Origin of the sequence: Nocardiopsis sp. JB363 (assembly GCF_900143625.1) — a bacterium.
Classification (GTDB): Bacteria; Actinomycetota; Actinomycetes; order Streptosporangiales; family Streptosporangiaceae; genus Nocardiopsis.
The window spans coordinates 1-12,577 of record NZ_FRFF01000163.1 but is presented as its reverse complement, the minus strand read 5'-3'; the positions used below and the strand labels follow the sequence as shown (position 1 = coordinate 12,577).

The 12,577-nt window shown below is 66.9% G+C and carries 10 protein-coding genes and 1 pseudogene; 9 read left to right on the top strand and 2 right to left on the bottom strand.

From position 1 onward, the window contains the following. Positions 1-134 precede the first annotated feature (134 nt). From BQ8420_RS24990 to BQ8420_RS31625, 3 genes are all read left to right on the top strand, one after another. The gene (locus BQ8420_RS24990; RefSeq protein ID WP_235006479.1) at positions 135-881 is read left to right on the top strand and encodes an alpha/beta fold hydrolase; all 747 of its coding nucleotides are present in this window, start codon (positions 135-137) and stop codon (positions 879-881) included. Positions 882-1,014: 133 nt separating this feature from the next. Next, on the top strand, positions 1,015-1,659 hold the full coding sequence (locus BQ8420_RS24985; RefSeq protein WP_143847555.1) for a serine/threonine-protein kinase: 645 nt from the start codon (positions 1,015-1,017) through the stop codon (positions 1,657-1,659). Further along, positions 1,656-2,564, top strand: coding sequence for a DUF4328 domain-containing protein (locus BQ8420_RS31625; protein ID WP_160049422.1), 909 nt, complete (start codon positions 1,656-1,658; stop codon positions 2,562-2,564). The genes BQ8420_RS24985 and BQ8420_RS31625 overlap by 4 nt, the downstream gene beginning before the upstream one ends. A 1,156-nt stretch (positions 2,565-3,720) precedes the next feature. Here the strand turns inward: BQ8420_RS31625 and BQ8420_RS24980 are convergent. Continuing rightward, positions 3,721-4,659 carry a phosphotransferase family protein gene (locus BQ8420_RS24980; RefSeq protein WP_087101776.1) on the bottom strand — a complete coding sequence of 313 codons (939 nt, stop codon included), beginning with the start codon at positions 4,657-4,659 and terminating at the stop codon, positions 3,721-3,723. A gap of 174 nt (positions 4,660-4,833) precedes the next feature. On the opposite strand from BQ8420_RS24980, the gene BQ8420_RS24975 reads away from it, so the two are divergent. Together BQ8420_RS24975 and BQ8420_RS24970 are read left to right on the top strand one after the other, a co-directional pair. Then, the gene (locus BQ8420_RS24975) at positions 4,834-7,182 is read left to right on the top strand and encodes a phosphoketolase (protein WP_087101774.1); all 2,349 of its coding nucleotides are present in this window, start codon (positions 4,834-4,836) and stop codon (positions 7,180-7,182) included. Continuing rightward, a complete protein-coding gene (locus BQ8420_RS24970; RefSeq protein ID WP_087101784.1) occupies positions 7,182-8,261 on the top strand; it encodes an acetate/propionate family kinase in 1,080 nt (359 codons plus the stop codon). Before BQ8420_RS24975 ends, BQ8420_RS24970 begins: the two co-directional genes overlap by 1 nt. 100 nt (positions 8,262-8,361) lie before the next feature. Here the strand turns inward: BQ8420_RS24970 and BQ8420_RS33230 are convergent. Continuing rightward, a pseudogene (locus BQ8420_RS33230) lies at positions 8,362-8,553 on the bottom strand (hypothetical protein); the annotation flags it as partial. Between BQ8420_RS33230 and BQ8420_RS24965 the strand changes: the two are divergent. The 4 genes from BQ8420_RS24965 (at position 8,538) to BQ8420_RS24950 (ending at position 12,465) form a co-directional block, all read left to right on the top strand. Continuing rightward, positions 8,538-9,521, top strand: coding sequence for an aldo/keto reductase (locus tag BQ8420_RS24965; protein WP_087101772.1), 984 nt, complete (start codon positions 8,538-8,540; stop codon positions 9,519-9,521). The pseudogene BQ8420_RS33230 and the gene BQ8420_RS24965 overlap by 16 nt on opposite strands. A 290-nt stretch (positions 9,522-9,811) precedes the next feature. Then, the gene (locus BQ8420_RS24960) at positions 9,812-10,798 is read left to right on the top strand and encodes a tyrosine-type recombinase/integrase (RefSeq protein ID WP_087101770.1); all 987 of its coding nucleotides are present in this window, start codon (positions 9,812-9,814) and stop codon (positions 10,796-10,798) included. A gap of 30 nt (positions 10,799-10,828) precedes the next feature. Further along, complete coding sequence (locus tag BQ8420_RS24955) at positions 10,829-11,650, top strand: exodeoxyribonuclease III (RefSeq protein WP_087101781.1); 822 nt, start codon at positions 10,829-10,831, stop codon at positions 11,648-11,650. Positions 11,651-11,661: 11 nt separating this feature from the next. After that, positions 11,662-12,465 carry an alpha/beta fold hydrolase gene (locus BQ8420_RS24950; protein ID WP_087101780.1) on the top strand — a complete coding sequence of 268 codons (804 nt, stop codon included), beginning with the start codon at positions 11,662-11,664 and terminating at the stop codon, positions 12,463-12,465. Positions 12,466-12,577 lie beyond the last annotated feature (112 nt).

Genomic DNA, 12,577 nt, shown 5'->3' with positions numbered 1-12,577 from the left:
CTCTCTATTCGTCGGCTGCGTCTGATGTGTATAAGTGAGAGGGGTGTGTGGAGGTGCCTGAGCACGCGGTCGGGTCTTTCGCTGTTGCGGGCGGGGTTCGGTTGGGTTATCGGCGTGTGGGTCGTGGTGTGCCGGTGTTGCTCTGGCACGGCGGCCTGATCACCTCTTTTCACCTGTTGGGTTTGGCGGAGCGGTTGGCCGGTGCCGGGTTCCAGGTGTGGGCGATCGATCGGCGTGGCCGCGGCCTCAGCGGTGGTGAGCCCTCGTTTGGTGTGGGGGAGGCGGTGGAGGATGTGGCGGCTGCGGTCGCCCTCACCGGGGCGCGGCGGGTGTTCGGGCTGAGCGCGGGCGCGGTGCCGGTGTTGGGGTGGGCTCTGGTGGCCGGGTCGGAGTGTGCGGTGGCGGTGTACGAGCCCCCGTTGGGTGCGGCGTTGACCTGGTTGGGCGAGTTCGAGCACCATCTGGGGCGGGGTGAGCGTGCGGCGGCGTTGGTGGCGGTGGTGCGGGGTACCGAGGATGCGGCCTGGGCCCGGTGGGTGCCCGGGGTGTTGTTACGGCCTTTGATGGCGGCGGCGTTACGGGAGGAGGCGCCTGCGGGGGTGGGGGAGCAGTTGGAGTCGATGGGCGAGGACGCGCACATGGTGCGTTCGGCCGAGTCGTTGTTGGTGAAGGCGTCCGGTATCAGGGGTCGGGTGTTGTTGTTGGGTGGTGCGCGCAGTCCCGTTTACCTCACCAGGGCTCTGGATGTGTTGGAGGGGGTGGTGCCTGGTGTGAGTCGGGTGGAGTTGGCGGGGGTGGGGCATTTGGCCGCTACCAATGATGGGAGCCCTGGGCGGGTGGCTGAGTCTCTGGTGGGGTTTTTCGACTCGGGTGCGGGGTGAGTCCTGCGGGGCAGGGCGCGGGGGAGTGGGGCGACTCTGAGCCGGCTGCGTGGGGTGCTCTGCCGGTTTCTCTGGTCACCTTCAAAGGACTCTGCGATCATCGGGTCTTGTCCTGACCCCCTTAGAAGAATCGATGCGGATGGCCACCCCCTTACATGATGGCGACCCGACCAGGCTGGGCTCCTACCGTTTGGTGGGCCGTTTGGGAGCCGGCGGTATGGGACACGTGTTCCTTGGAAAGTCGCTCAGCGGGCGTCTGGTCGCGGTCAAGGTCGTACGACCGGAACTGGCCGATGACCCTGGTTTCCGTCGACGTTTCACCACCGAGATCTCAGCTGCCAGGAAGGTCGGTGGGTTCTATACGGCGCAGGTGGTGGACGCCGATCCTCAGGGGGAGCCGCCGTGGATGGCGACCGCCTACATTCCGGGTCTGTCCTTGCGTCAGGCGGTCAATGAGCATGGGCCTTTGCCGTCTGCGTCGGTGGCGGTGCTGGGTGCGGGGCTCGCCGAAGGTCTGCTCGCGGTGCACACTGCCGGTTTGGTGCATCGTGATCTCAAGCCCGCCAACGTCATCCTCGCCGAGGACGGTCCTCGGCTGATCGACTTCGGTATCGCCCGTGCTCTGGACGCCACGAGCCAGACCCACACCTCGACGGTGTTGGGCACGGCCGCGTTCATGTCTCCCGAGCAGGCTTTGGGCAAGGAGGTGGGGCCGGCTTCGGATGTTTTTCCGCACACGCCATCACCTACCGGATCGTGTACGAGGAACCGGATTTGAGCGGCCTGCCCGCGCCTTTGGCCGAGCTGGTCGGTTCCTGTCTGGCCAAGGATCCGGGGGAGCGGCCCGACCTGGAGCGTCTTTTGGACCGTTTCGCCGCGCTCGCCTCGGCGGAGGAGGGCACCGGGGAGGCTGGTGGGTGGCTTCCCGAGGATCTCACCGAGGTCATCGGCCGGCATCGCACCCTCACCCTGTCCGGGGGCCGACCGGCCACCAAGAGCCAGAGGCCCGAGTTATCTCGCGTGCCGGTGGGAACCAGCGCCATTCCTTCCGGAGGGTCGCGGCTCTCACTGGCCGAGGAACGCGCCCACAAGCTCGGCTGGGGCTACCTGCACCAGGCCCGCACCTACCAGTACACGGTCTATGTGCCGCTGGGTATATTCACGTTGCTCTCTGTGATTACGCTGGCCCAAGTGCTGATCACTGGTGAGGCTGATTGGCTGTTTAGTCCTGGCTTCGTCTACTTCATCCACATCCCGCAGATCGTCGTAGGCGTGGTCTTGGTAGTGGCCTGGCTGCTGTGGTTCCAGCGAGTACGCGCTACCGCTGAGGCGCTGGAACCCGGGCGGTTGCGTTTTCCATCGAGCATGGCGGTCTATGGATGGTTCATTCCGATCGCCAACTTCTTCCTGCCCCAGATGATCGCCACCGATATCTGGCATGCCTCCAGTCAGCCCAGGGCAGACGGTCGGATGGAGTCCTTCGGCTTGGTGCACATCTGGTGGGTTCTGTGGTCGGTCACTTTCCTCACCCTCCTCACCTGGCCGATCTTCTGGTTTTCTCAGGACCTGTTCGACATGTGGGACCAACTGATCGTGCGGGTAGTGGCCATTCCGTCAGCGATCGCCGCAGCGCTCTTCGTGCATCGTTTGACCGCGATGCAGGCCGCCAGACTCAACACCTGAAATGAAGTGGTGTGCCCGCGAGCCCGAGGGTTCTCGGCCTCGTGTTGAGGCGCGCATGGAGCCGGTGGAGGGGCTCGTCTCGGTGTTGGTCACCGATACCTCCGAGGCTGAGAGCGGGGATGTTGCCGGAGCTGGAGATGTTGGGGCTTGCGGAGCGGGTGCGGGTGGTCGAGTCATCGCGGGCGCTGCTGTTGGTGGGTCAGGTCCAGTGATGGGAGCTGGGCGTTGACGAGGGGGTGTGTCGGTGGTTGTGGGGAGGCCCGCGAACGTTCTACTTGACATAATGTGCATTATCGGCGTTGCGGGAAGGCCTGTGGGGAAGGGGTTCTCGTGCCTGTGCGGTCTGCGTGGGTGTGAGGGACCGCGATGTGCGCCGTCGAGGCCGGCCTCGTGGCGGGTCGGTGTGTGGCGCTGGGCGGAGTGGGTTGTCCACAGGTCGGTGGGCTCGGGCCGGCGTCGAGGGGTGTTGTCGGGTTATCGTCGATTCGGGGGCGCTGTGTGCGCCTGGTGGCCGAGCGTGATGCCCCCGAATCTGAGCCTGACGCACGTGTGGGTGTTCGGGCAAGTCGTTGACCTGTGGCCTGTGGACAACGGCGCTGTCCGGTGCGTGGCTCGCAAGGGTCGTCGACGGCCCCCGCCGTGTGTGTCCTGGTGGCGTGTGCGCTGACGCTCACCCGGGCCGGCCTGGGTGCTGGTGCGCTGTGGCCTCGCCTTCACCAGCACAGGTGAGGGTGTGAGAGGGGCTGGTGGGTCTCCCCGTTCGTGGCTTCGGCCGGTGGTGGGTGTTTCCGGGTGACCACTCTCGCGGGCAATATCTCCATGTTTCATGCATAAACGGTGTTATGCATCATTTTGAGGTGTTTTGGCGACACATGACCGTTTTCGCGTGCGGGTGACGAAGAGGTATGGCAGGCGCCCCTCTGTCTTGCGGCCGGACAAGTGTCGGCGCGACTCCCCTCTGGCCCAGGGCTTCGAACGGATGTGCGCCTGGCCGGCGGGCGCCCCGCTTCCTTGCGTGTGCGCCAACCTCCGCCCCTTCTCCCCCGCCTCGACGGACGAAGAGCCTGCGCCCACCCGAGTTCGGGGTGAATTCGCAGGTCAGTCGGGCGAGTGCATGCCCCCACTCCCCCATGGCCGACCCTCACGACCTCGGTCCTCACAACCCCAGGGCGGCGCGCACCTGCGGACGTTCGAACGTACGTACACACCAGGCGAAGTGGCCGTCATCGCCCACCTGGGAATAGGCGTTGGCGCCCGCCAGCCCGTAGGCGGCCCGATACACCAGCGCCCGCTCACGCTCGGGGCCCGACTCCCCCGCCCACCGGGCCAACAGGGCGTCGTCGAACTCACGTGCCCGTGGCCCGTACATGTCGTAGAACCCGGCCGCCGTGGCCGTGTCGAAGAGCGGGTCGCCGGCGGTGGTGTGAAAGCCCCAGTCCAGGACCGCGGTGGGTTCGCCTTCGGAAGTGGCCAGGATGTTGGGCGGGCACAGGTCGCCGTGCACGATGCGCGCGGATCGGTCGGGGGTGCGGCGCAGGCGTTCGGTCAGTGCGCGCAGCAGGGTGTCCAGGTCGGGCAGGGCGGCGCGTAGGGAGGGGGCGAAACGTTCGGTGCGGCGTTGGACCAGTGCGGCCAGGGCCTGCCCCCAGGTGGTGTGGCCCTGCCACAGGGGGCGGCTCTCGTCCAGGACCGGTAGGGCTCGGGTGGCCGCTCCGGCGCGGGTGTGGGACAGGGCGCTCAGCACGCGGGTGAAGGTGTCCTGGGCGCGGGCGTGGGTGAGGGTGCCTTGGTGCAGGAGTGTGTTCAGGGCGGTGCCCGGTAGGTGGGGTTCGATGGTGATGGTGGTGTCGTCGTGGTGGCGGATGTGGAGGATGCGGGGGGTGGCGAAGGGTGGGTGTTGGTCGGTGAGTTCGTCGTAGAAGGCTTGGAGGGGGCGCAGGTCGTGGGCGTTGCGGGTGTGCCAGGCCTTGGCGATGAGGTCCTGGCCCAGGGGGCCGGGCCCCAGGTGGTGGACGGTGCCTTCCATGCCTTGGCCCAGGGGGCGGGTGTGGTGGTGGCCCCATCGGGCGTAGGTGGTGGTGGGGTCTGTGGTCATGGTGGGGGTCAGGTTAGTGCTTGTTATCAGGGTCTGTTGGCCGTGGAGTGTTGTGGGGGTGGGCGGTTACGGTGGTTTGGACCGGGCGTGTGCTCGCTGTCGGCGTTGTAGGGATGTGTGGGTTTTTGCGCCTGGTCCTCCCCCACCGTGAACACCTCGTCTTGAGGAGGGTCGATGGTTGTGGAGCATGAGGATCTGGGGTGGCTCGATGCCTATTGGCGGGCGGCGAACTATTTGTCGGTCGGGCAGATCTACCTGTTGGACAATCCGTTGTTGCGGGAGCCGTTGGCGCCCGAGCACATCAAGCCGCGGTTGTTGGGGCATTGGGGTACCACGCCGGGGTTGAACTTCTGTTATGCGCACCTGAATCGGGTCATCGGCCGGCGTGATCTGGACATGATCTACGTGATGGGGCCGGGCCATGGTGGTCCGGCGGCGGTGGCGAACGCGTGGTTGGAGGGCACCTACAGCGAGGTGTATCGGGATGTGTCCTTGGACGAGGTGGGGATGGGGCGGTTGTTCCGTCGGTTCTCCTTTCCCGGTGGGATCCCCTCGCATGTGGCGCCGGAGACGCCGGGGTCGATCCATGAGGGTGGTGAGCTGGGGTATTCGTTGGCGCACGCCTTCGGGGCGGTCTTCGATAACCCGGGCCTGGTGGTGGCGTGCGTGGTGGGTGATGGTGAGGCCGAGACGGGGCCGCTCGCGGCCTCCTGGCATTCGAACAAGTTCTTGGACCCGGTGCGTGATGGTGCGGTGTTGCCGATCCTGCATCTGAACGGGTACAAGATCGCCAATCCGACGGTGTTGGACCGCATCACCGATGAGGAGTTGGTGTGGCAGTTGCGGGGGTTCGGGTATCGGCCGCTGATGGTGTCGGGGGCCGATCCGGAGTCGATGCACCGGCGGATGGCGCAGGTGTTGGACGAGGCGATGGAGGAGATCGAGGAGATCCAGCGGGCCGCACGCCAGGGGGGTGTTGCGCGGCGGCCGGTGTGGCCGATGGTGGTGTTGCGTTCACCCAAGGGGTGGACCGGCCCGGTGGAGGTGGACGGTGAGGCGGTGGAGGGGACGTGGCGCTCGCACCAGGTGCCGTTGAAGGAGGTGCGCACCGACCCTGAGCGTTTGCGCCGGTTGGAGGGGTGGATGCGCTCCTATGGGCCCGAGCGGTTGTTCGACGCCCAGGGCGGGCCGGTGGAGGGGTTGCGGGCTCTGGCGCCGCGGGGTGAGCGGCGGATGAGCGCGAACCCGCACGCCAACGGCGGGTTGTTGTTGGAGCCGTTGGTGATGCCCGATTTTCGGGAGCAGGCGGTGGAGTTCTCCGGGCCCGGGGTGCATTCCAGTGAGGCCACCGCCGTGTTGGGTGGTTTCCTGCGCGAGGTGGTGCGCGCCAACCCGGAGAATTTCCGCATCATGGGCCCGGACGAGACCGCCTCGAACCGATTGTCGGCGGTCTATGAGGTCACCGACAAGGTGTGGCAGGGGCGTGTGGATGCGGTGGATGTGCATCTGGGCCCCCGGGGCCGGGTGATGGAGGTGCTCAGTGAGCACCTGTGCCAGGGGTGGTTGGAGGGGTACCTGTTGACCGGCCGGCACGGGTTGTTCAACTCCTATGAGGCGTTCGTGCACATCGTGGACTCGATGTTCAACCAGCACGCCAAATGGTTGAAGGTCTCGCGTGAGTTGGAGTGGCGGGCGCCGATCGCGTCGTTGAACTACCTGCTGTCCTCGCACGTGTGGCGCCAGGACCACAACGGGTTCACCCACCAGGATCCGGGGTTCTTGGACGTGGTGATGAACAAGCCGGCCGAGCTGGTGCGGGTGTACCTGCCGCCGGACGCCAACACGTTGCTGTCGGTGGCCGACCATTGTCTGCGCTCGCGTGACTACGTGAACGTGGTGGTGGCCGGTAAGCAGCCCGCTCTGGACTACCTGTCGATGCGTGAGGCGGTGGAGCACTGCGCCCGGGGTATCGGGATCTGGGAGTGGGCGAGTTCCGGTGGCGGCTCGGACCCGGATGTGGTGTTGGCGTGCGCGGGTGATGTGCCCACGTTGGAGACTTTGGCGGCGGTGGACCTGTTGCGGCGGCACTTGCCGCGGTTGCGTGTGCGGGTGGTCAACGTGGTGGACCTGATGCGGTTGCAGCCGGACAGTGAACACCCGCACGGGTTGCCCGATGCCGAGTACGAGGCGTTGTTCACCACCGATAAGCCGGTGATCTTCGCGTTCCACGGCTACCCCTGGTCGGTGCACCGGTTGACGTATCGGCGGCGCGGCCACGAGAACCTGCACGTGCGCGGGTTCAAGGAGAAGGGCACCACCACCACGCCCTTCGACATGGTGATGATGAACGACCTGGACCGGTTCCACCTGGTGATCGACGTGATCGACCGGGTCCCGGGGTTGGCTTCGAGCGCGGCGAACGTGCGCCGGGAGATGGTGCGGGAGCGGTCACGGCACCGGGCCCATACCAGGGAGTTCGGTCAGGACAGCGAATCGATTCGAGAGTGGGTGTGGCCGTACTGATGCGTGTTCTGGTGGTCAATGCCGGGTCCAGCAGTTTGAAGCTGAGCGTGGTGGGCGCGGACGAGGAGGTGCGGTGGTCCCAGACGATCCCGGTGGAGGCCGACGTGTGGGATGAGCGTCGGGTGCGGGGGGCTTTGGAAGAGATGGGGCCGGTGGACGCGGTGGGCCATCGGGTGGTGCACGGGGGTGAGGAGTTCACCGCCCCCGTGCGGTTGGACCAGGCGGTGGTGGATCGGCTGCGTGAGTTGGGTTCGTTGGCGCCGTTGCACCAGCCCAAGTCGTTGGCCGGTATCGAGGCGATCGATCGGGTGCTGCCCCGGGTGCCGGCGGTGGCGTGTTTTGACACCGCGTTCCACACCACGATCGGGCCCGAGGCGCACACCTATGCGGTGCCTGGGGAATGGCGGGAGAAGTACGCGGTGCGCCGGTACGGGTTCCATGGGCTCTCGCACGCCTACGCCTCGCGTCGTATCGGTGAGTGGACGGGTGCTGAGCGGGTGGTGGTGGCGCACCTGGGTGCGGGGGCGTCGTTGTCGGCGGTGTTGGCGGGGCGGTCGGTGGACACCACCATGGGGTTCACTCCGTTGGAGGGGTTGGTGATGGCCACCCGTTCGGGGAGTGTGGATCCGGGGTTGGTGTTGTGGTTGCACCAGCACGCGGGGGTGCCGGTGGATCGGATCGCGTGGTCGTTGGAGCACGCCTCGGGGTTGTCGGCGTTGGCGGGGGGCGCGGACATGCGGCAGGTGTTGGAGCGTGAGAGCGCCGGGGATGAGCGTGCGGTGTTGGCGGTGGGGGTGTATCTGCATCGGTTGCGGGCGTTGGTGGCGTCGATGGCGGCGTCGTTGGGTGGGTTGGACGCGTTGGTGTTCACCGGTGGGGTGGGTGAGAACTCGGTGGAGGTGCGTCGGCGGTGTGCCCAGGGGTTGGGGTTCTTGGGTGTGGAGGTGGACGAGGGGGTGAACGCGAAGGTCTCGGGTGAGGGTGAGATCGGTGTGCCTGGCTCGCGGGTGCGTACCTGGGTGGTCGAGTCGCGTGAGGACGTGGAGATCGTGCGGGGGGTGCGCCAGGTGTTGGGCTGAGGTGTGGTCGGGGTGAGCGGGGCGGGGTGTTGAGGCCGTGCCCCTGAGGAACTCCTCGCGGTCCGCCCGAGTGGTGCCCTTGGGTCGGATCGGTCTTTCCGGCCCAGGCCATGGCGATCTGGTGGACCGGCATGAGCACGTCGGCCGGGTCCCAGGAGGGGTCCAGGTCGCCGGCCTCTTGGGCCGCCCGCAACCGAACCGTTCGGTTTGATCGTTTCTTAGCGGCGCAGACCCCCGGCTTCAGTCGTGGGGAGGAAGTCAACAGAGGAGCGCAGCATGCAGCACCGCACACTCGGCGGTCAGGGCCTGGAAGTCTCCGCGATCGGCTACGGCACGATGGGCCTGACCATGGCCTACGGGCCCGGCGATGAACAGCAGGGTCTGGCCGCCATGGGCCGCGCCCACGAACTGGGCGTCACCCACTACGACACCGCCGAGCTCTACGGCATGGGCACCGGCTCCAACGAGAAGCTCCTCGGTCGGGCGGTCAAGGGCTTTCGCGACGAGGTCGTGATCGCCACCAAGTTCGGCTTCGACTTCTCCACCGGCCGGTTCACCGGCGCCCTGGACAGCCGCCCCGCCACCATCCGCGCGGTGGCCGATAACAGCCTGCGCTACCTGGGCGTGGACCACATCGACGTCTTCTACCAGCACCGCGTGGACCCCGATGTGCCCATCGAGGACGTCGCCGGCACCGTCAAGGAGCTGATCGAGGCGGGCAAGGTGAGGTACTTCGGTCTGTCCGAGGCCGGGGAGCGGACGATCCGCAAGGCGCACGCGGTCCAGCCCGTCTCGGTCCTGCAGAGCGAGTACTCGCTGTTCGAGCGCGACGTCGAGCGGCTCTTCCCCGTCCTGGAGGAGTTGGGTATCGGGTTCGTGGCCTACTCTCCGCTGGGGCGCGGTTTCATCACCGGTACCGCCAAGCCCGCCGGACAGTACGACGCCTCCGACATGCGCAACGGTGACCCGCGCTGGCAGCCGGGCAACTTCGAGAAGAACGTCCAGGCCGTGGAGCGGCTCGGTGCACTGGCCGCGTTCAAGAGCGCCACCGTCTCCCAGGTGGCTCTGGCCTGGCTGCTGACCCGGGGTGAGCACATCGTGTCCATTCCCGGTTCCCGCAGCCCCGGGCGGGTGGAGGAGAACATCGGCGCCGCCGATCTGGACCTGACCGAGGCCGACCTCGCCGTGATCGACGAGATCTTGCCTCGTGGCGGCTTCGGTGCCCGCTACGCCCAGGGGCAGGTGCCCACCTGGGACTGATGTCTTCCGCGGCCGGGACCGGGCCGCGGGGTATGTGGGCCCGGACCCTGGAATGGGGTGCGGCCCCACGTTCGTGATGGTGGACCTGTGGTTGGTCAAGAGCAGGGTCAGCTCTGTAGAAGACCACAACGCCCCTGCGCACCCGGGGCCGCTCCCCCGCCCCCGGGTGCGGCCCTTGAGGGGTCGCTCTGCCGTTGGCGGCTTCCTTGGTGTGGAGGGGAATCGGGGTCGTGGGCCGTTGGGGGTGGGCGGTGCGCGCACACCGGTGCCCAAGCGGGCAGGATGTGGGTATGAGTGGCGATGCTGTGTTGGTGGAGCAGGCGATCGAGCGGTATTTGGTGGCGCGGCGGGCCGCCAAGCCCTCGCCGCACACGGTGGCGGCCTACCGCAGGGATCTGGTGGCCGTGGCGGGGTGTGCGGGTCGGGCGTTGGGGTGTGGTGTGGATCGGGTGGTGTTGGGGTCGTTGACCTCGCAGGTGCTGCGGGAGGCGTTCGCGGATTTCGCCGAGGAGCGGGCGGCTTCGAGTGTGTTGCGGGCGTGGTCGACGTGGAACGGGTTCTTTTCGTTCTGGGTGGCCGAGCAGGTGGTGGCGGGCAATCCGATGTCGGCGGTGCCGCGGCCCCGGGTGCGGCCTTCGAGCCCCAAACCGTTGATGGGTGAGGACACCCCGGAGCGGTTGTTGGAGGCGTTGGCGCGGGGTGCGCGGCGGGCGCGGGATCCGTGGCCGGAGCGGGATTTGGCGGTGTTGGCGTTGGCGTTGCTGACGGGGATGCGTTCGGCGGAGATGTTGTCGCTTCGGGTGGAGTCGTTGGGTGGGCGCCCTGGTGAGCGGCGGATCCGGGTGGTGGGCAAGGGTGGTGGGGAGCGGGTGTTGCCCATCGAGGTGCCGTTGGAGGCGTTGTTGGAGGCGTATCTGGTCTCACGGCGGGCCCGGTTCGATGGTCCGGTGCGGGAGTCGGATGCGTTGTTGGTGGACAACCGGGGTGAGGGGTTGCGTCGGGGTGGGTTGCAGTACTTGGTGAAGCAGTGTTATCGGCATGCGGGTGTGCATGATCGGGTGGCGCGGGGGACGTTGGTGCATGCGTTGCGGCATACGTTCGCGACGCGGTTGGCCGAGGATGGGGCGTCGGTCACCGAGATCATGCATTTGTTGGGGCACGCGTCGGTGACGTCCTCGCAGGCCTATATCGAGGTGACGTCCAGGGCCCAGCGTGAGGCGGCGGGGTCCAACCGCACCTATGGGGTGTTGCGCAGGTTGGCGCAGGAGGGTGCGTGAGGTGGTGGTGCGGTGGCTACTCTGTGGGACGTGAACGAGTCGAGTTTTGTGGTGTCCAGTGTCAATGTGAACGGGTTGCGTGCGGCGTCCAGGAAGGATCCGGGGTTCTTGTCGTGGTTGGCGGCCACGGACGCTGACGTGGTGTGTTTGCAGGAGACCCGTGCCGAGGCCGATCAGTTGCCGGTGGGGGTGATCGAGCCGGTGGGGTGGCATGTGGTGTTGTGTCCTGCGGCGGCCAAGGGTCGTGCGGGGGTGGCGATCTATTCGCGCCAGGTGCCCGATGCGGTGCGGGTGGGTTTTGCGGGCACCGAGTTCGAGGACGCGGGCCGGTACGTGGAGGCGGACTTCGGTGCGGTGACGGTGGCGAGTCTGTATCTGCCTTCGGGTGAGGTGGGTACGCCGCGCCAAGAGGAGAAGGAACGTTTCATGGAGATGTTCCTGCCCTTTTTGGTGGAGCGGCGTGCGCGGGTGGAGGATGCGGGTCGCGGGTTGGTGGTGTGCGGGGATTGGAATATTGCGCATACCGAGGCTGATCTGAAGAACTGGCGGGGGAATCGGAAGAATTCGGGGTTCTTGCCGGAGGAACGTGCGTGGTTGTCGCGGGTTTTCGATGAGGCGGGGTATGTGGACGTGGTGCGTTCGTTCTTCCCCGATCAGGAGGGCCCGTATTCGTGGTGGTCGTATCGGGGTCGGGCTTTTGACAATGACACGGGGTGGCGGATCGATCTTCAGGTGGCCACGCCGGGTCTGGCGGGGCGGGCACGTGAGGGTGTGGTGGAGCGTTATCCCTCGCTCCAGGAGCGTTGGTCCGATCACGCGCCGGTGACGGTGCGTTACGCGGTGCAGGGGTAGGGGGTCGGGTGATGGGTGTGCCGATCGTGTTGGTGCACGGGTTGCGGTTGTCGTCGAGTATGTGGCGGCCACAGTTGGAGTTGTTGCGGGCGCAGGGGCGCACGGTGGTGGCGCCGGATCTGCCCGGGCACGGGTCGCGGCGGGGTGAGGAGTTCTCGCTGGGGCGTGCGGTGGACACCGTGTTGGGTGCGATCGATGAGGTGGGTGGTCGTGCCCTGTTGGTGGGGTTGAGTCTGGGCGGGTTCGTTTCGATCGCGGCCGCGGGGGTGGCGCCGCCGGGGCGGATCGTGGGGTTGGTGGCGGCCAGTTGCACGGCCAAGCCGGCGCAGTCGTTGGCGCAGGTGTATCGGATTCCGTCGGCGTTGATGGACCGGTTGCCTGATCGGGGGGCGACGCTCAATGAGCGTTTTCATCGGTTGACGTTGCGTGATGGTGCGGCCGATGCGGTGTTGGACGGTGGGTTGGCCGTGGAGGCGGCCACGGCGGTGATCGATGAGATTTCGGATATGGACGCGATCGCGGCGTTGCGTTCTTATGAGGGTCCGGTGTGGTTGATCAATGGGGCCCGGGATCATTTTCGGATCCATGAGAAGCAGTTCTTCGATGCTTGTGATGATGGGCGGTTGGTGAATGTGCCGCGGGCGGGTCACATGGTGAGTTTGGATCAGCCGGTGAATTTCTCGCGGATCGTGGGTGATGCGGCTGATGTGGTGTCGGTGGGTCAGGGGCGTTCGGTGGTGGAGTCGGGTACGGAGGAGCGGGCTCGGATGCAGGCCGAGCAGGAGCGGGCGGAGTTGGAGGCCGACGGGATGTGAGCGGGGCGCCGGGTGGGCGCGGGAAGAACGGGGGGTGTGGGCCTGGTGGGTCCACTCCCCCCGTTTTTTGTGTGTTCAGGTGCGGGGTGTGGGGTCGGTGGTGCGTCTGTCG

Bases quoted from the DNA above. Each gene is read 5' to 3' on its own strand.
- BQ8420_RS24985 (WP_143847555.1), top strand. From the start codon at position 1,015: ATGCGGATGGCCACCCCCTTACATGATGGCGACCCGACCAGGCTGGGC.
- BQ8420_RS24960 (WP_087101770.1), top strand. From the start codon at position 9,812: ATGAGTGGCGATGCTGTGTTGGTGGAGCAGGCGATCGAGCGGTATTTG.
- BQ8420_RS24965 (WP_087101772.1), top strand. From the start codon at position 8,538: ATGCAGCACCGCACACTCGGCGGTCAGGGCCTGGAAGTCTCCGCGATC.
- BQ8420_RS24970 (WP_087101784.1), top strand. From the start codon at position 7,182: ATGCGTGTTCTGGTGGTCAATGCCGGGTCCAGCAGTTTGAAGCTGAGC.
- BQ8420_RS24950 (WP_087101780.1), top strand. From the start codon at position 11,662: ATGGGTGTGCCGATCGTGTTGGTGCACGGGTTGCGGTTGTCGTCGAGT.
- BQ8420_RS24975 (WP_087101774.1), top strand. From the start codon at position 4,834: ATGGTTGTGGAGCATGAGGATCTGGGGTGGCTCGATGCCTATTGGCGG.
- BQ8420_RS24980 (WP_087101776.1), bottom strand. From the start codon at position 4,659: ATGACCACAGACCCCACCACCACCTACGCCCGATGGGGCCACCACCAC.